This is a genomic window from Intrasporangium zincisolvens (assembly GCF_034724055.1).
GTDB lineage: Bacteria > Actinomycetota > Actinomycetes > Actinomycetales > Dermatophilaceae > Monashia > Monashia zincisolvens.
Window position 1 is genome coordinate 813,122 of record NZ_JAWIIL010000001.1, and the last position, 15,439, is coordinate 828,560.

16 protein-coding genes are annotated in these 15,439 nt (G+C 73.1%); 11 read left to right on the plus strand and 5 right to left on the minus strand.

The window, feature by feature from the left end; translation table 11 throughout:
* Nucleotides 1-36: 36 nt before the first annotated feature.
* On the minus strand, nucleotides 37-1,353 hold the full coding sequence (locus RY076_RS03640; RefSeq protein ID WP_323096213.1) for an MBL fold metallo-hydrolase: 1,317 nt from the start codon (nucleotides 1,351-1,353) through the stop codon (nucleotides 37-39).
* 196 nt (nucleotides 1,354-1,549) lie between these two features.
* Here RY076_RS03640 and RY076_RS03645 point away from each other — a divergent pair, with 196 nt between their 5' ends.
* The 5 genes from RY076_RS03645 to RY076_RS03665 all read left to right on the plus strand — a co-directional run bounded on the left by RY076_RS03645 (nucleotide 1,550) and on the right by RY076_RS03665 (nucleotide 4,484).
* On the plus strand, nucleotides 1,550-2,101 hold the full coding sequence (locus tag RY076_RS03645) for a toxin-antitoxin system HicB family antitoxin (RefSeq protein WP_323096215.1): 552 nt from the start codon (nucleotides 1,550-1,552) through the stop codon (nucleotides 2,099-2,101).
* Nucleotides 2,102-2,157: 56 nt separating this feature from the next.
* Nucleotides 2,158-3,024: a DUF4097 family beta strand repeat-containing protein gene (locus RY076_RS03650; RefSeq protein ID WP_323096217.1), complete on the plus strand. Its 867-nt coding sequence runs from the start codon at nucleotides 2,158-2,160 to the stop codon at nucleotides 3,022-3,024.
* Complete coding sequence (locus RY076_RS03655; RefSeq protein ID WP_323096218.1) at nucleotides 3,021-3,287, plus strand: hypothetical protein; 267 nt, start codon at nucleotides 3,021-3,023, stop codon at nucleotides 3,285-3,287. Before RY076_RS03650 ends, RY076_RS03655 begins: the two co-directional genes overlap by 4 nt.
* Before the next feature lie 107 nt (nucleotides 3,288-3,394).
* On the plus strand, nucleotides 3,395-4,039 hold the full coding sequence (locus RY076_RS03660; protein WP_323096220.1) for an FMN-binding negative transcriptional regulator: 645 nt from the start codon (nucleotides 3,395-3,397) through the stop codon (nucleotides 4,037-4,039).
* Nucleotides 4,040-4,157: 118 nt separating this feature from the next.
* Entirely contained in the window at nucleotides 4,158-4,484 is a 327-nt protein-coding gene (locus RY076_RS03665; protein WP_323096221.1) for a hypothetical protein, read from the plus strand.
* Here the strand turns inward: RY076_RS03665 and RY076_RS03670 are convergent.
* The 3 genes from RY076_RS03670 to RY076_RS03680 are packed head-to-tail and all read right to left on the minus strand — an operon-like array spanning nucleotide 4,471 to nucleotide 9,190.
* Complete coding sequence (locus RY076_RS03670) at nucleotides 4,471-6,189, minus strand: NAD(P)/FAD-dependent oxidoreductase (RefSeq protein ID WP_323096223.1); 1,719 nt, start codon at nucleotides 6,187-6,189, stop codon at nucleotides 4,471-4,473. The genes RY076_RS03665 and RY076_RS03670 overlap by 14 nt on opposite strands.
* Nucleotides 6,190-6,199: 10 nt before the next feature.
* Nucleotides 6,200-7,069 (minus strand): phosphatase PAP2 family protein, encoded by an 870-nt coding sequence (locus tag RY076_RS03675; protein ID WP_323096225.1) that lies wholly within the window; start codon nucleotides 7,067-7,069, stop codon nucleotides 6,200-6,202.
* 9 nt (nucleotides 7,070-7,078) lie between these two features.
* Nucleotides 7,079-9,190, minus strand: a complete 2,112-nt coding sequence (locus tag RY076_RS03680; protein WP_323096226.1) for an amylo-alpha-1,6-glucosidase — start codon at nucleotides 9,188-9,190, stop codon at nucleotides 7,079-7,081.
* A gap of 217 nt (nucleotides 9,191-9,407) precedes the next feature.
* On the opposite strand from RY076_RS03680, the gene RY076_RS03685 reads away from it, so the two are divergent.
* The 5 genes from RY076_RS03685 (at nucleotide 9,408) to RY076_RS03705 (ending at nucleotide 14,498) form a co-directional block, all read left to right on the plus strand.
* Nucleotides 9,408-10,433, plus strand: coding sequence for a LacI family DNA-binding transcriptional regulator (locus RY076_RS03685; RefSeq protein WP_323096227.1), 1,026 nt, complete (start codon nucleotides 9,408-9,410; stop codon nucleotides 10,431-10,433).
* 136 nt (nucleotides 10,434-10,569) lie between these two features.
* Nucleotides 10,570-11,829, plus strand: coding sequence for a sugar ABC transporter substrate-binding protein (locus tag RY076_RS03690; protein WP_323096228.1), 1,260 nt, complete (start codon nucleotides 10,570-10,572; stop codon nucleotides 11,827-11,829).
* Nucleotides 11,830-12,066: 237 nt separating this feature from the next.
* Nucleotides 12,067-13,185, plus strand: a complete 1,119-nt coding sequence (locus tag RY076_RS03695) for a carbohydrate ABC transporter permease (protein WP_323096230.1) — start codon at nucleotides 12,067-12,069, stop codon at nucleotides 13,183-13,185.
* Nucleotides 13,182-14,090, plus strand: coding sequence for a carbohydrate ABC transporter permease (locus RY076_RS03700; protein ID WP_323096232.1), 909 nt, complete (start codon nucleotides 13,182-13,184; stop codon nucleotides 14,088-14,090). Before RY076_RS03695 ends, RY076_RS03700 begins: the two co-directional genes overlap by 4 nt.
* Before the next feature lie 27 nt (nucleotides 14,091-14,117).
* Nucleotides 14,118-14,498, plus strand: a complete 381-nt coding sequence (locus tag RY076_RS03705) for a VOC family protein (RefSeq protein ID WP_323096234.1) — start codon at nucleotides 14,118-14,120, stop codon at nucleotides 14,496-14,498.
* Here RY076_RS03705 and RY076_RS03710 read toward each other — a convergent pair.
* The gene (locus RY076_RS03710) at nucleotides 14,476-14,745 is read right to left on the minus strand and encodes a hypothetical protein (RefSeq protein WP_323096236.1); all 270 of its coding nucleotides are present in this window, start codon (nucleotides 14,743-14,745) and stop codon (nucleotides 14,476-14,478) included. The genes RY076_RS03705 and RY076_RS03710 overlap by 23 nt on opposite strands.
* Before the next feature lie 58 nt (nucleotides 14,746-14,803).
* On the opposite strand from RY076_RS03710, the gene RY076_RS03715 reads away from it, so the two are divergent.
* Nucleotides 14,804-15,382, plus strand: a complete 579-nt coding sequence (locus RY076_RS03715) for a GNAT family N-acetyltransferase (RefSeq protein WP_323096238.1) — start codon at nucleotides 14,804-14,806, stop codon at nucleotides 15,380-15,382.
* Nucleotides 15,383-15,439: the final 57 nt, after the last annotated feature.

Genomic DNA, 15,439 nt, shown 5'->3' on the forward strand with positions numbered 1-15,439 from the left:
GGGTCCGCAGGGGACCGGCTGGTCGGTCGGCGGGGGTCAGTCGCGGTCCTCGGGGGCCGCGCACTCCTCCCACCACTGTTCGTTGAACTTCCGGGCCACCTCGTCCGGTTCCCCGATCGTCAGGTCGACCCGCTCCCCGACGCGTGGGCAGGCGACGGGCACGCCCGCCGCGGCGGCCGCGGCCCGGGTGCGGCGCACGGGCTCGGACCACCAGTGCATGGCGAGGTTGAAGGTGGCCCAGTGCACCGGCACGAGGACGGAGCGACGCGCGGCGGTCGGGACGCGGTGCCCGTCGGCCGACGGCTCGCCCTCCTCGTGCGCGCCGCCCGGGGTGTCGACCCGGTGCTCCTCGGGCAGGAAGCCGTCAGCCTCCCCGGCGGCGTCGGCGGTGACACCCTCGGGGTCCGAGCCGATGCGGTTGACGTCGCGGTGCGCGGCGACCGCCTGCTCGGGGTCCATGTGGATGTCGGGCCAGTAGGGGTCGTAGGCGCCGACGGGCATGAGCGTCAGGTCGAAGGGGCCGAGGTCGGCGCCGATGGCGGCGAACCGCTTCGAGGTGCCCGAGTCGCCGGGGAAGTACGCCGAGTGGTGTGGGCCGCGCAGGGCCCACCCGGCCCACAGCGTCTGGGAGTCGATGAACCCACGGCCGGAGTTGTGCCGGGCCTCGGTGCACGTGACGTGGACGGCGCCGACGTCGGTGGACTGCCGCCAGTCGAGGGCGGTGACGCGGTCCTCGTCGACGCCCCAGGCCCGCAGGTGGGCGTCGACGCCGAGGGGCACGACGTACCGCGGGCGGTGGCTGCGCTCGAGCCGGGCGATGGACGGCTCGTCGAGGTGGTCGTAGTGGTCGTGGCTGAGCAGGACGGCGTCGATCGGCGGGAGGTCCTCGATCTGCCCGGGCACCGGGTGCATCCGCTTGGGGCCGGTGCGCAGGACGGGGGAGACGCGCTCGCCGAAGACGGGGTCGATGAGGAACCGGACGCCGTCGACCTCGAGGACGCTCGTGGCGTGGCCGTACCACGTGACGGCGAGGTCGCCCGGCTGCTCGGGGTGCTCGGCCGGCACGATCGGCACCGTGCCGACGGGCTGCCCGCGCTTGTGCACGCGCACGGCAGCGAGCAGTGCGCTCGTCTGGGCCTTGACGCGGGGGCGCAGCGACGGCTCGGCCGACTGGAAGCGTCCGTCGCGGAAGTTCGGGGAGTCCTGCACCCGCGGCACGATCGACGCGGGGGCCGCGCCCATGCGCCGCATGACCCTGGAGAACTGCCGGGCGCGGGCGCGGGAGGAGACGGTGCCGATCGCGGAGGACAGCTTCCGGACGGTGGGGTGTTCGGAGGTGGCGAGGCTGCGCATCGGCACCCTTTCGTGAGGGGTCCACGGCCCGAGGGAGGGCCGCGGTCGGGAACCATTCTGCGGCCCGTCGACGCCACCGACGTACCCGTTTCCCGTGCGTGTTCCGTGCGTGTTCCGTGCCCGGCGGGCGTGCGTGACGCAATGTGATGGTGTCATGGTGTTGACGTGACACCACAGTGGTGTCATAGTGATGCGTATGGACATCACGGAGCACGTCGACGCACTGCGTCGGGATCTCGCCCAGGCGGCCAGGGCGATGGGTCCGGAGCTCGAGCAGGCCGCCGAACGCCTCGGGTACGCCATCGACTCCTCCGCGCGGCTCGCCCTCATGGACGCCCTCTCGCACGCCGCCGCCGAGATCACCAACGAGCTCGACGGCACGTCGGTCGAGGTGCGGCTGCAGGGCCGCGAGCCCGTCTTCGTCGTCGTCGGCGGGGGCCCGGCGGCCGTGGCCCCCGACGACACCCAGGTGGTCCGCACCGACGACACGACGACGCTGTCGGCCGACGACGAGGGCGCCGAGACCTCCCGCATCACGCTGCGGCTGCCCGAGGCCCTCAAGGGCCGGGCCGAGGAGCTCGCCGGCCAGCGCGGCCAGTCCCTCAACACGTGGATCGTCAACGCCGTCCGCGCCGCGACGAACCCCGGCTTCAGCGTCAACGTCGGCCCGACCGGCGTCCAGTTCGGCCCGGGTGCCCCCGGCCGCAACCGCTCCTCGAACAAGCGCGTCCAGGGCTGGGTCCGCTGACCCGCCCGCTCCCACTCCTCACCAGCTCTCACACGACACCAGCAAGGGGAACCACCATGAGCGACACCCTCGAGACCCGCTTCGACACGACGGGTCCCATCAACCTCAAGGTCGAGCTGCTCGTCGGCGACGCGACGCTCACCGTCACGCCGGGCACGACCACCGTCGTGCGGCTGATCCCGCGCGGCCGCAGCGGCGCCGAGATGGCCGAGAAGTTCACCGTCGAGGCCCGCGGCAACGACGTCGTCGTCATCGCCCCGAAGAAGGAGGGCTTCTTCGGCCTCGGCAGCAAGGGCTCGGTCGACGTCGAGATCGAGCTGCCGTCCGACAGCACGGTCGAGGCCAAGACCGGCGCCGGCGACGTCACCGCGTCCGGTCTGCTCGGCGACGTGCGCGCCAGCACCGGCGCCGGCGACCTCACCTTCCACGAGGTGGCATCGGCCCACCTCAAGTCCGGGTCCGGCGACCTCACCCTCCAGTCGTCCCGCGGCGACGTCAACGCCAAGACCGGCTCGGGCGACGTCTCGATCGGCACGGCCGGCGGCCGGCTCGACCTCGTCTCCGGCAGTGGCGACATCGCGCTGCGCCGCTCCGACGCCCCGGTCAAGGCCAAGACCGGCTCCGGCGACCTCCACGTCGACGCGAGCACCGGCGACCTCGAGCTCATGACCGGCACCGGTGACGTCGTCCTCGGCGCGGTCCACGGCGGACAGATCCAGGCCCGCACGGGCACCGGCGACGTCACCATCGGCATCGCCCACGGCGTCGCCACCTACCTCGACCTCAACAGCGTCACCGGCGACGTCGACGTCGACCTCGAGTCGACCGACGCCCCCGGCGACTCCGAGGCGCGGGCCAGCCTCTCCGTCCACTCGGGCAGCGGCGACATCCACGTCAAGCGCGCCTCGGTGAGCCTCGCATGAGCACCGTGAACGGGGCCATGACCCTGAGCCCGCAGGAGGCGCTCGCCCGCGACCTCATCGTCCAGCGCTCGGCCGCGCGGCACCACGCGCCCCGACGCGTCACCCGCCACGTGCGCGCCGCGCTCCTGCTGCGACGCCTCGCCGAGCGGCTCGACCCGGCCGCCCGGCACGACGCCGAGTCGGTACGGCCCCTCCACGCCGACCGCACCGCGCCCCGGCCGTGGGCCGCCGAGCCCCGCCGGGCACCGCACCGCCACTCCTGACCTCTCCTCCCTCCCCGCGCCGCCCGCCCGACACCCCGTCGGGCGGGCGGTCGTGTGTCCGTTGGTGGGTCGGGGGCACCCGGCCGGGGGCGTGCGACGATCGAGCCATGTACGTGCCCCGCGCCAACGCCATGGCCGACGCGGACGTCCGACGCTTCCTCGACGCCCACCCGTCCGGCCACCTCGTCACCGTCGGACCCGACGGGCGTCCCGACGCGACGCTGCTGCCGGTGCTCGTCGACGACGCCCCCGATGCGCCGGCCGGGCTGCGGCTCGTCGGCCACCTGGCCCGTTTCAACGAGCAGTGCGCACGGATCGCCGCCGGCTCGCCGGGTCTCGTGGTCGTCACCGGGGCCGACGCGTACGTGTCGCCGGGCTGGTACGCGAGCAAGCGCGAGCACGGCCGTGTCGTGCCGACGTGGAACTACAGCGAGGTGCACCTCTCGGGCGCCGTCACCGTGCACGACGACCCCGACTGGGTCCTCGACGTCGTCACCCGGCTGACGCAGCGGCACGAGGCGGGGCGGGTGCAGCCGTGGGCCGTCACCGACGCCCCGGCGTCCTACGTGCGAGGGCAGCTGCGGGCCATCGTCGGCATCGAGCTCGTCGTCGAGAAGGTCGAGGGCAAGGCGAAGCTGTCGCAGAACCGGTCCGACGCCGATCGTGAGGGCGTGGTGGCCGGGCTTCGCGACGAGGCAGGCGAATCGGCTCACGTCGTCGCCGACGACATGGCCGACGCCCTCGACCGCTGACCCGGGGACCTCGCTGCTGGTAGCGGTCGGACGGCTCTGCGGCACAAGGGCGCCGACGCATCGTGCGCTCAGTGGGTGGCCACAGACGGTGCACAGCCACCGGCCCGAGGGTCGAGTCATGGACACGACACGCGGACCCCGGCCCACCGACCTCCCCCACCTGCCGACGGACGCGCGCCGCCCGAGGCGTCGCTCCGTGCGGTCCTCGCTGCGTCGGGGGCTCGGGGCTGCCGGGGCCGCGGTGGCCGTGGCCTTCGTCGGTACGGCCGGCATCGGCGCGGCGCAGGCGCAGGCGGCCGGCGTCGAACGCGGGCTGACCTACGCCGCCGACACCTCGCACCGTCCGCACCCGCCGCGGCACGCCGCGCACCCGACCACCCTGCCGCCGGCCACGACGACGGCGGTGCGCTACACCTTCGACGCGGGCCGGCTCATCGAGCTGTGACGCGCTCCGGCGACGGCGCCCACCGCGTCGGGTCGAGCCACGCGTGCACGAGCGGCACGACCGAGGCTCCCTCGCCGCTCGCCGCAGCCACACGCTTCATCGAGCCCGCCCGGATGTCGCCGGCGGCGAAGACGCCGGGCACCGTCGTCTCGAGGCTCTCGGGCGGCAGGTCGCCCGCCCAGCGGTCCTGTGGCACGTCGCGGCCGGTGAGGACGAAACCGCGCTCGTCGCGGGCCACGGCGTCGGGGAGCCAGTCGCAGTAGGGCGCTGCGCCGATGAGCAGGAAGAGCCCCCGGCAGTCGCGACGCGTCTCGGTGCCGTCGCGGGTGTCGCGAACGGTGACCCAGCCGAGGCGGCCGTCGTCGCCGGCGCCGCCCTCGACGACCTCGGAGCAGCCCTGCACCGTGATGCGCGGGTTGAAGGCGATCTCGCCGACGAGGTAGTCCGACATCGTCTCGGCGAGGGTCTCGCGTCGCACGAGGATCGTGACGGAACCGGCGAAGCGGGCCAGGTGGATCGCGGCCTGGCCGGCGGAGTTGCCGCCGCCGACGACGATGACGTCGTAGCCCTCCATCTCCCGGGCGGCCGTCATGGCGCTGCCGTAGTGGACGCCGAGGCCGACGAGCTTCTCGATGCCGGGGGCGTCGAGGCGTCGGTACTTGACCCCGGCCGACACGACGACGGCGCGGGCCAGCACGTCGCCGCCCTCGGTGCAGAGCCGGTGCGGCGTCGGGATGCCGTCGTCGCCGACCTCTCCGGGCACGAAGGTCGTGACGGGCCAGCCGGTGAAGAACTGGGTGCCGAAGCGGATGGCCTGGTTGCGGGCCCGCTGGGCGAGCCGCATGCCCGAGATGCCCCGGGGGAAGCCGAGGTAGTTGCGGATCATCGAGGACGTGCCGGCCTGTCCGCCAACGGCTTCGGCCTCGAGCACCACGGTCGTCAGGCCCTCGGACGAGGCGTACACGGCGGCCGCGAGACCCGCCGGGCCGGCGCCGACGATCGCGACGTCGACGACGCGGTCGACCGTGACGTCGGCAGGGCGGCCGTAGATGCGCGAGGCGACGTCGCGGACGCTGCGTGCGCTGCCGACCCGCTTGTTGAGGTCCATGACGAGCGGGAACTCGGGCTCGCCGCCCTCGGCCGCGACGAGCTGCAGGACGTACTGACCCTTCTCGCTCTCGGGCGGGTACACCCGGTTGGGCATGCCCATCCGGTCGAGGTAGTCGCGGATGCTGAGCGTCAGGGCGTCCTCGACGGGCGAGATGATCGCGACGGCCACGACCTCCGGCTCGGCGACGGTCGAGCCCCAGTCGGAGAGCAGCTCGCAGATGGCCGTGTGGAACTCCTCGTCGCGGGCACCGCGCGGCATGAGCAGGTAGGCGTCGTACTTGCCCTTGGCCATGCCACCGCGCAGGCGCTCGGCGTCGTCGCGGAACGTCGACACGTGGGCGGCGATGACGCGTCGGGCGGTCGGGACGGTCTGGCGCCACCAGTGGAACGCCTGGTGCACGTCCCCGTCGGGCAGGCGCGACTCGGTGACGAACATCGCCACCTGGCCGCCCTCGGCCACGACGCGCCTGGCCTGGAGCTTGGCCTCGTGCGCAGAGGTGGCCGTGGGCAGCTCGTAGTCGCGCTCGTAGCGGCTGAACTCGTCGCGCAGCTGCTCGCAGCGGGTCTCGGACACGAGGATGATCGCCGGCTTCACCCTGTCGATCCTAGGAGCCGCGCGGCACCTGCGGTATGGCCTCGGGCTCGCGGGCGGCGGCCTCCGGGCGCTCGCGCAGGGTGAGCCAGAGGCGGTGGGCCGTGATGACGGCGAGAGCCCAGGCCAAGCCGATGAGCCATCCCGCCAGCACGTCGGTGAGCCAGTGGTGGCCGAGGAATACCCGGGACAGGCCCATCGACCCGACGAAGAGCGCGCCGACGGTGACGGCGACGACGCGCTGCCAGGCCGCCGTGGTCTCGATGAGGACGAGGTAGACGACGACCGTCGTCAGGACCGTCGCGTTGAGGGTGTGACCGCTCGGGAACGACGCCGACGCCTCGAGCGGTGGCACGGCGAGCGAGGCCGGCGGCCGGGCCCGGTCGACGAAGCCCTTGCCGACGATGGTCATGGCCAACGAGCCGGCCGCCGCGACGACCATGAGTACGAGCGGCGTCCACCGTCGGCGGCGCCACGTGATGACGGCGACGGCCACGAGGGCCAGGATCGGCATGCCGACCGGGCCGCCGACGTCGGTGAAGGCGGTGACGGCGGAGTCGAGCCCGGGGGAGCGCAGCGAGACGGCGGCGTCGAGCACCGGCTGGTCGACGACGGTGATCCCGTCGCGTCCGACGACCGCCTCGTACACCGTCTCCACGCCCTCGACGAGCGCCATCATGACGACCACCGCGACCACGGCGAACACGACGAAGGCCACGTGCGCCGACGACCACGAGGCCACGCGTCGGGCGGCCGGCCGCGAGGCCCGGGCCAGCCCCGCGAAGATGCCGACGAGCCACCGCCCCGCGCGGGTGTGCCACGAGGTGAGGTCGCGCGCGCCGATCGTGTCGTCGGGCGTGCGCGGACGCCGGGGGTCTGCCATGCCTTCTTCTTACCCGGCTCGGTGCACCTCGACCGTGACGCCCTCCGGGGCGGCGAGCACGGTGACCTCGCCCGACGCGTCGACCTCGACGTCGACGCGCCCGCCGAGGAAGCGCAGACCTTCGACCCGCATCGGCCCGAACGGTGCCGGGCGGGCCGGGGTCAGGTGCAGCGTGCGCGTCGACGCGTCGGCCCGCAGGCCGAGCGCGACGGTGACGAGGGCGGCCGCGGAGGCCGCCGACCACGCCTGCGGCCGGCACGAGGCCGGGTAGGGCGTCGGGGCGCCGGCGAACGGCACGCCCGAGTACAGCTCGGGCCAGCGGTAGCCGAAGGCCTCGGCCGAGGCGAGCAGGGTGCGCCCGACGGCGACGGCCTCGTCGGTGAGTCCCTCGCGGGCCAGGCCGGTGGCGGCGATCGCGGTGTCGTGGGTCCAGATGGAGCCGGTGTGGTAGCCGATGGGGTTGAAGCCGCCGTTGCCCGTGCCGAAGGTGCGCACGCCGAACGTGTCGAGCAGCTCGGGGCCGGTGAGGGTGGCGGCGACCCGGCGCGCCTCGTCGCCGGTGAGGGCGCCCGTGCCGAGCACGTGGCCCATGTTGGAGGCGAGGCCGTCGACCGGGCGACCGGCAGCGTCGAGGGCGATCGCGAGGTGGTGGCCGGCATCGGTGTCGACCCAGAACCGCTCTCGCAGTGTGGATTCCAGCCTATCGGCTGCCGCATTCGCCTCGGCCGCCTCGGCGTCGGGCTGGCCGAGGGCGCGGAGCAGGCCGGCCGCCGCGCGGAGCGCCTCGACGGCGTAGGCCTGGGCCTCGACGAGGGCGATCGGGGCCGTGGCGACGACGCCGTCGCGCCCGCGGATCGAGTCGCCGGAGTCCTTCCAGCCCTGGTTGGCCAGGCCCGTGCCCGACTCGTCGACGTACTTGAGCACGCCGTCGCCGTCGGGCTGTCCGTCGCCGGTGAGCCACGCGACGGCTGCGCGCAGGGGCGGCAGGAGGTCGGCCACCTCGGCGTCGGGCAGGCCCCAGGCGCGCGCCTCGGCGAGGAGGCAGACCCACAGGGCCGTGGCGTCGACGGTGCCGTAGTAGACCTGCGGCAGCGTCATGCCGGTGTTCGCGTCGCGCAGGACGTGTCGGCGCAGCTCGTGCGGGATCTTGCCGGGCGCCTCGCCGGTGAGGGGGTCGGTGGTGCGGCCCTGGCGGCGGGCGAGGGTGCGGAGCGTGCCTGCGGCGACCTCGGTGCCGAAGGGCAGCAGCAGTCGCGCAGCCCACAGCGAGTCGCGGCCGAAAAGCGTCAGGTACCAAGGCGATCCGGCGGCGGTGAAGACGTCGGACGGGTGCTCGGGATCGCGCAGGAGCAGGTGCTGGAGGTCGTCGAGGCCCGCGCGCACAGTGGTGCCGAGGCGGTGGTCCCCGGCCGTGACGACGACCTCGGACCACGGAACGGCGTCAGCGCCGGCGTCGGCATCGAACGCGGAGGCCGCGATGCGCTCGGTGCGCACCGTCAGGGCGACCGACTCGGTGGCGCCCGGGGCGACCGTGACCTCGGCCGTCAGGGCCGCCGTGCCGCCGGGCAGCGCCTCGACCGCCGCGGACGTCGCGCTGTCGAAGGACACCGTCGTGCGGTGCCACTCGTCGGCGAGCACGACTGTGGCGCCGTCGATCTCGGGCGCGGTGTCGATCCCGGCGAGGTGGCCGGACTTGACCGCGGCGATGTCGCGACCGTCACCCGCGACGACGAGCCGCAGGGTGGCGGTGACGGGCGCGTCGGCCCGCGACGTGACCGCGATGACCTCGGTGAGGCACCGCCCCCCGGACGAGGAGAGCGTGCGGGTGCGGACCACCTCGACGGTGGGGTCGGGGCCCGGATTGCCCAGTGCCCGAGCGGCGCTCGCGTAGTGGCCGACCGCGCCCGAGGCCCGCTCGGCGACGGGGGAGGGCTGTTCGCCGGACACCTCGAGGCGCAGGGTGTGCAGCACGCGGCGGTCGTCGACGTAGAGGCCCTGGGCGGTGCCCGGCAGGACGTCGCCCGAGCGGTCGGCGAGCACCGTGGCGTTGCCGTCGACGAGGATCGACAGCTCGTGCAGCCAGGGCTGGCGAGCGGGGGTGGACGCGTCTGGCTGGGGCACGTCGTGAGCCTTCCGTCGGGCGGGGTGGGGCGGGGTGGCCGGCCCGAGGTCTCGGGCGGGACCGTCGACGTCGTCCGGCTCCCAACCTGTCACGATCCGGTGTCGGGCGCTTGACCTCGTCGGCAGGACAGAGCATGCTCCGTCTCGTATGAACGTTCAAGTCCGCGTCCGTCGCGAGTTTTGAACGATCAAAATCACCGAACGCGAAGGAGCGGGCATGGGCGAGGGGACGACGACGGTGCCGGGCGCCCGCCCGACGATCGTCGATGTCGCCAGCGCCGCCGGCGTGTCCCGCCAGACCGTGAGCAACGTCCTCAACCGGCCCGACCGCGTCGCCCCCGACACCCTCGAGCGGGTGCAGCGCGAGATCGACCGGCTCGGCTTCACGCCGCACGTCAGCGCCCAGCAGCTGCGCCGCAAGCGGGCTTGGGCGTACGGCTTCGAGGTCAACCCGTCCGGTCACCGTCGCATGGGCCACATCCTCGACGAGTTCCTCGTCGAGCTCACCGTTTCGGCTCCGAGCCACACGAGCCACCTCGTCGCCTTCGCGCCCGACCCGGACGACGTCGTGGCCGGCTACCGCCAGACCCTCGCGAGCGGCCTCGTCGACGGCTTCGTCCTCGCCGACACCCGGCCGTCCGACCCGCGACCGCCGTGGCTCATCGAGCACGCCGTGCCCTTCGTGTCGTTCGGCCGCGTGTGGGACCAGCCCGAGCTGACCCGCTGGGTCGACGTCGACGGTGCCGCCGGGGTCCGCGGCGCCGTGCACCACCTCGTCGACGCCGGGTACCGCCAGGTCGGCTTCCTCGGCTGGCCCGCCGGTTCGCCCGTGGGTGACGACCGCTGGCGCGGCTGGAACGACGCGCTCATGGAGCTCGGCCTCGACGAGTCGGCCCCCGCCGCAGCGTCGGTGCAGGACATCGACGAGGCCACCGACGCCGCCGAGGAGCTGCTCGGCCGGCTCGGGCCCGACGCCGCGATCGTCTGTGCGTCCGACCTGCTCGCCCTCGGGGCGCTGCGCGCGGTACGCAACCGCGGCCTGCGCCCCGGTGCCGACATCGGTGTCGTCGGCTTCGACGACACCGACGTCGCTGCAGCGATGAGCCTGACGAGCGTCCACCAGCCCGTCGCCGACGCCGCCCGCATCGCGTGGGACATGCTCGTCGACCCCGCGCGCCACCCCGGCCCCGTCCTGCTCGAGCCGACGCTGACCATCCGCTCCTCGAGCCTTCGCGGGGGCTAGCGACCCCGCCCCGAGACCCCCGGGATCCCGCCCGGACAGCACGACCCAGCCCATCCAGCCAGTCCCGGCACCACTCCGGCACCACGCAGCACCAGCACCGACCAGAGATGCCGACAGCGCAGTCAGGAGAAGAACGATGTCACGCAGGACCAGGCGCGCCACCGCGGCGCTCGCAGCAGGCCTCACCGGAGCCCTCGCCCTCGCCGCATGCGGCGGCGGCAGCGGGTTCGACAACGGATCCGGCAGCGGCGCCACCCAGACGGCCAAGAGCGGCCCGGTGACGCTGAAGTTCATGATCACCTCGAACGGCCCCGCCGACGTCAAGCTCCAGCAGGACACGGTCAAGCCGTGGGAGGACAAGACCGGCAACAAGGTCGAGGTCATCGCGGCCTCCGACATGAACCAGCAGCTGACCCAGGGCTTCGCCGCCGGCTCCCCGCCCGACCTCTTCTTCACCGACGCCAACGTCTTCCCGACGTACGCCAAGGCGGGGAACATGGTCGCCTACGGTGACCAGCTCGACATGAAGAGCGACTTCTACCCCAACCTCGTGCAGACGTTCACCTACGACGGCAAGTTCTACTGTGCGCCGAAGGACTTCTCCACCCTCGCCCTCATCATCAACACCGACCTCTGGCAGCAGGCCGGGCTCACCACCGCGGACGTTCCCAAGGACTGGTCGGCGCTCGAGTCGGTCGCGCAGAAGCTGACCAAGGGCAAGGTCAAGGGCCTCGTCATCGGCGACACGCGTGACCGCGTCGGCGCCTTCATGAAGCAGGCCGGTGGCTGGATCGTCAGCCCCGACCAGACGAAGATGACGGCCGACACCGCGAGCAACCTCGCCGGCCTCGCCGAGGTCAAGAAGCTGCTCGCCAGCGGCTCCACCGCGTGGCCCAAGACCGTCGACGCCGGCTGGGGCGGAGAGGCCCTGGGCACGGGCAAGGCGGCCATGACGATCGAGGGCAACTGGATCAAGGGCGCCATCAAGAACGACTACCCCAACCTCAAGTGGCAGGCCGTCGAGCTGCCCGCCGGTCCCGCCGCGAAGGGGACGCTGTCGTTCACGCAGTGCTACGGCATCGCCTCGGCGAGCAAGAACCAGGCCGCCGCGATCGACCTCGTCAAGTACCTCTCGACCGAGAAGCCGGCCATGGCGCTCGCGACGGGGCTCGGCGTCATGCCCTCGATCAAGTCCGCGGCCACCGCCTACAAGGGCGCCTTCCCCAACGACGCCGCCTTCCTGGCCGGTGCGGACTACGCCCAGGGCCCGGTGACCGTCGCGGGCATGGACCCGGTCCTCAAGGACTTCGACGCCCAGCTGGCGAGCCTTCCGGGCGGCGACCCCAAGGCGATGCTCGAGCGGCTCCAGAAGAACGGCGAGGCCGTCCTCAAGTGACGCGCTGAGCCCCCCCCCCCCCCGGGGGGGGGGGGGCCCCCCCCCCCCCCCCCCCCCCCCCCCCCCCCCCCCCCCCCCGGGGGGGGGGGCGGGGCCCCACACCCCCCGCCCCCCCCCGGCCCCCCGCACGCTCCCCCCCCCCCACATCCCCCCCCCCCCCCCGGCCCCCCGCACGCTCCCCACCCCTCACTGCCCCACCCCTCACGACCTCACCGCCCCGTCATCGAGGAGAGTCGAATGAAGCTGGGACGCAACAGCGCCCGCGCAGCAGAGACCCGATCCGGCTGGCTGTTCGTGTCGCCCGTCATCATCATCCTCGGGCTGTTCCTCGTGCTGCCGATCCTGCTGGCCTTCTGGGTCAGCCTCAGCGACTGGCAGGGACGCGGCTCGCCGCTGAGCCCCGGCGTCAACTTCGTCGGCGGCGAGAACTACCAGCAGCTGCTGACGCAGGACTCGCTGACCCGCAGCGACTTCGCCACCTCGCTGCGCAACAACATGTACTACGTGCTGCTCGTCGTGCCGATCCAGACGGTGCTCGCGCTCGCGCTGGCGCTGCTGCTCAACCAGCGACGCCTCAAGGGGCTCAGCTTCTTCCGCACCGCGTACTACTTCCCGTCGGTGACGAGCTCGGTGGCCATCGCGTCGGTGTTCCTCTTCCTCTTCGCCGGCGGCGGCAGCATCAACGCCCTCCTCGGGATCTTCGGCATCGACGGCCCGAACTGGTTCGCCGACCCCCGCGGCGTGCTCCACATCGCGCTCGGCTGGGTCGGCATCGGCAACGGCCCCGACGCTGCCGGGCCTGCGTTCATGACCTCGCACGACTTCCTCGGGCTCACCTGGTGGGACTGGGTGTCCGGCCCGTCCGTGGCGATGCTGACGATCATCGCCCTCGTCATCTGGGTGTCGGCCGGCGGCTACATGCTGCTGTTCCTCGCCGGTCTGCAGAACATCTCGTCCGACGTCTACGAGGCCGCCTCGATCGACGGCGCGACGACGTGGCGCACGATGCGCTCGATCACGATCCCGCTGCTGCGTCCGACGCTCTTCACCGTGCTGACGCTGGGGCTGATCGGCACCTGGCAGGTGTTCGACCAGGTGTACGTCATGAGCAAGGGCAACCCGGGCAAGACGACCCTGACCCCGGCCTTCCTGTCCTACGACCAGTCGATCAACAACGGCGAGTGGGGGACCGGCGCGGCGATGTCGTTCATCCTCTTCGCGATCATCATCGTCTTCACCGCGATCCAGACCTTCGTGCTGCGCGACAAGGACCGCGCGGCCCGTGGCCTGTTCAGCCGCATGCGGGCCTTCCACTTCGCGACACAGAACTCGACCAAGGGGACGGGGGTCTCATGAGCCAGGCGACCATGACGACGAAGCGCACGACCGAGAACACCGCGTCACCCACCCCGGCCGCACCCCGTCCGCACGCGACCCGCCGGACGATCCTCAAGGCGCTCGGCTACTCGGCGCTGACGGTCTTCGCCCTGCTCTACCTCTTCCCGTTCGTCATCCAGGTCGGCACGAGCTTCAAGACCGACCCCGACGCCACGGCCAACCCGCTCAACCCGATTCCCTCGCAGTTCACGACCGCGGCCTACCAGTCGCTGTTCCAGCAGGACTTCCCCCTGTGGTTCGGCAACTCCGTCGTCGTCGCCGTCCTCGTGACGCTCGGACGCGTCTTCTTCGACTCGCTCGCCGGCTACGCCCTGGCGCGGCTGCGGTTCCGCGGCCGCGGGGCCGTGACCCTCGCGGTCGTGGCGACGATGGCGGTGCCCGGCGTCGTCCTGCTCATCCCGAAGTTCCTCATCATCAAGCAGCTCGGCATCTACGACACGTACGCCGGCATGGTCGTGCCGCTCCTCGCCGACGCGGCGGGCGTGTTCATCATGAAGAACTTCTTCGAGTCGGTCCCGGTGAGCCTCGAGGAGGCCGCGAAGCTCGACGGCGCCGGGGTGTTCCGCACCTTCTGGTCGGTCGTGCTGCCGATCGCGCGCCCCGCCCTCATCACCATCACGATCATCGCGTTCCAGTCCTCGTGGAACGAGCTGCCGCACTTCCTCGTGTCGCGGCAGTCGCCGGAGACCAACACCCTGACGACCGGCGTCGCCGGGCTGCTGACGGGGGCCCTCGGGTCGGGCAACCGCTACCCGCTCAAGCTGGCGGCGGCGGTGCTCATGACGATCCCGGTGGCCGCGATGTTCTTCGTCTTCCAGAAGCGGATCATCTCCGGCTCGCTCGAGGGTGCCGTCAAGGAGTGACGGCGGGGCGGCCTAGGGTCGGGGACCATGACTGCCCGTGTCGCCCCGCTCGCGTCCATCTCGGTCGACTGCCCCGACCCCGACGCCCTCGCGCCGTTCTACCGCGCGCTGCTCGGCCTCGAGGAGGCGTTCGCGACGCCCGACCGCGGCGTCGTGTGCCTGTCGGGCGCCGGGCCGATGCTGACGCTGATGCGCGTCGAGGAGTACGAGGCGCCCACGTGGCCGCACGGCCCGCAGCGCCAGCAGCTGCACCTCGACCTCGCGGCCGACGACCTCGACGCGTGCGTCGCGGCCGCGCTCGAGATCGGGGCTCGCGAGGCCGAGCACCAGCCGGCGCCCGACCAGTGGCGGGTCATGCTCGACCCGGTCGGGCACCCGTTCTGCCTCAGCGCGGTGCGCCCCGACTGACCCGCCGCCCGATCCAGAAGCCGGCGAGCCCGGCCAGGAGCACCAGGCCGCCGGCCGCGAGGCCGAGGGCCACCTGCATCCTCGGCGTGAGCATCGAGACGTCCGGCACCATGGCGTCGTCCGACAGCGGGGCGTAGGCGAACCAGCCGTACACGGCGGGGCCCGACTGCGCCCACACCACGGCTGCAGCCACGAGGAGCGCGAGGGCGATGGCGGCCACGACGGCGACGCGCAGACGGACGGACATGTCTGCACCGTAGCCCGCGTACCGGCCCGGCGTCGGTGCTGCGGGCTAGGTTCGCAGCATGACCTTCGAGGTGCGGCCCGCGAGCGCCGAGCGGTTCGACGACGTCGCGACGATGCTCGGCGCGACCAACCCGGCCTCGACCGTCTGCTGGTGCCTGAGCCACCGCCTCCCGTCGAAGGAGAGCCGGGCGCTCCTCGGGGCGGCCCGCGGGGAGTACGTGCGCGAACTCTGCGCCCGCGACGTCGCTCCCGGCGTCCTGGCCTACGACGGTGACGAGGTCGTCGGCTGGGCGGCCGTGGCACCACGGTCGGAGCTGCCGTTCGCGCGCTCGCGCCTCATCCCGCACGTCGACGACCTGCCCGTGTGGTCGGCCTGGTGCATCCGGGTGCGGCCCGGCCACCGGCGGCGCGGCATCTCGTTGCCGCTGCTCGAGGGTGCCGTGGCGTACGCCCGCGAGCACGGAGCCCCGGCCGTCGAGGGGTACCCGGTCGACAACCGCGGCGAGAAGGTCGACCTCACGATGGCCTACGTCGGCACCCGCGGCCTCTTCGAGCGTGCCGGGTTCACCAAGGCGGCCGACACCGACAGCATCTCGGGTGGGTTCCCGCGCGTCGTCATGCGGCGCGACCTCACGTGAGCGGGCGCCCGGCCGCCGCTTCGGGCTGTCCTCGGGCTGTCACCGCCGCGTCGTAGG

Coding starts and splice junctions, on each gene's coding strand:
- RY076_RS03705 (WP_323096234.1), top strand. CDS start 14,118: ATGACTGCCCGTGTCGCCCCGCTCGCGTCCATCTCGGTCGACTGCCCC.
- RY076_RS03690 (WP_323096228.1), top strand. CDS start 10,570: ATGTCACGCAGGACCAGGCGCGCCACCGCGGCGCTCGCAGCAGGCCTC.
- RY076_RS03715 (WP_323096238.1), top strand. CDS start 14,804: ATGACCTTCGAGGTGCGGCCCGCGAGCGCCGAGCGGTTCGACGACGTC.
- RY076_RS03685 (WP_323096227.1), top strand. CDS start 9,408: ATGGGCGAGGGGACGACGACGGTGCCGGGCGCCCGCCCGACGATCGTC.
- RY076_RS03700 (WP_323096232.1), top strand. CDS start 13,182: ATGAGCCAGGCGACCATGACGACGAAGCGCACGACCGAGAACACCGCG.
- RY076_RS03655 (WP_323096218.1), top strand. CDS start 3,021: ATGAGCACCGTGAACGGGGCCATGACCCTGAGCCCGCAGGAGGCGCTC.
- RY076_RS03660 (WP_323096220.1), top strand. CDS start 3,395: ATGTACGTGCCCCGCGCCAACGCCATGGCCGACGCGGACGTCCGACGC.
- RY076_RS03640 (WP_323096213.1), bottom strand. CDS start 1,353: ATGCGCAGCCTCGCCACCTCCGAACACCCCACCGTCCGGAAGCTGTCC.
- RY076_RS03665 (WP_323096221.1), top strand. CDS start 4,158: ATGGACACGACACGCGGACCCCGGCCCACCGACCTCCCCCACCTGCCG.
- RY076_RS03645 (WP_323096215.1), top strand. CDS start 1,550: ATGGACATCACGGAGCACGTCGACGCACTGCGTCGGGATCTCGCCCAG.
- RY076_RS03650 (WP_323096217.1), top strand. CDS start 2,158: ATGAGCGACACCCTCGAGACCCGCTTCGACACGACGGGTCCCATCAAC.
- RY076_RS03675 (WP_323096225.1), bottom strand. CDS start 7,069: ATGGCAGACCCCCGGCGTCCGCGCACGCCCGACGACACGATCGGCGCG.
- RY076_RS03695 (WP_323096230.1), top strand. CDS start 12,067: ATGAAGCTGGGACGCAACAGCGCCCGCGCAGCAGAGACCCGATCCGGC.
- RY076_RS03710 (WP_323096236.1), bottom strand. CDS start 14,745: ATGTCCGTCCGTCTGCGCGTCGCCGTCGTGGCCGCCATCGCCCTCGCG.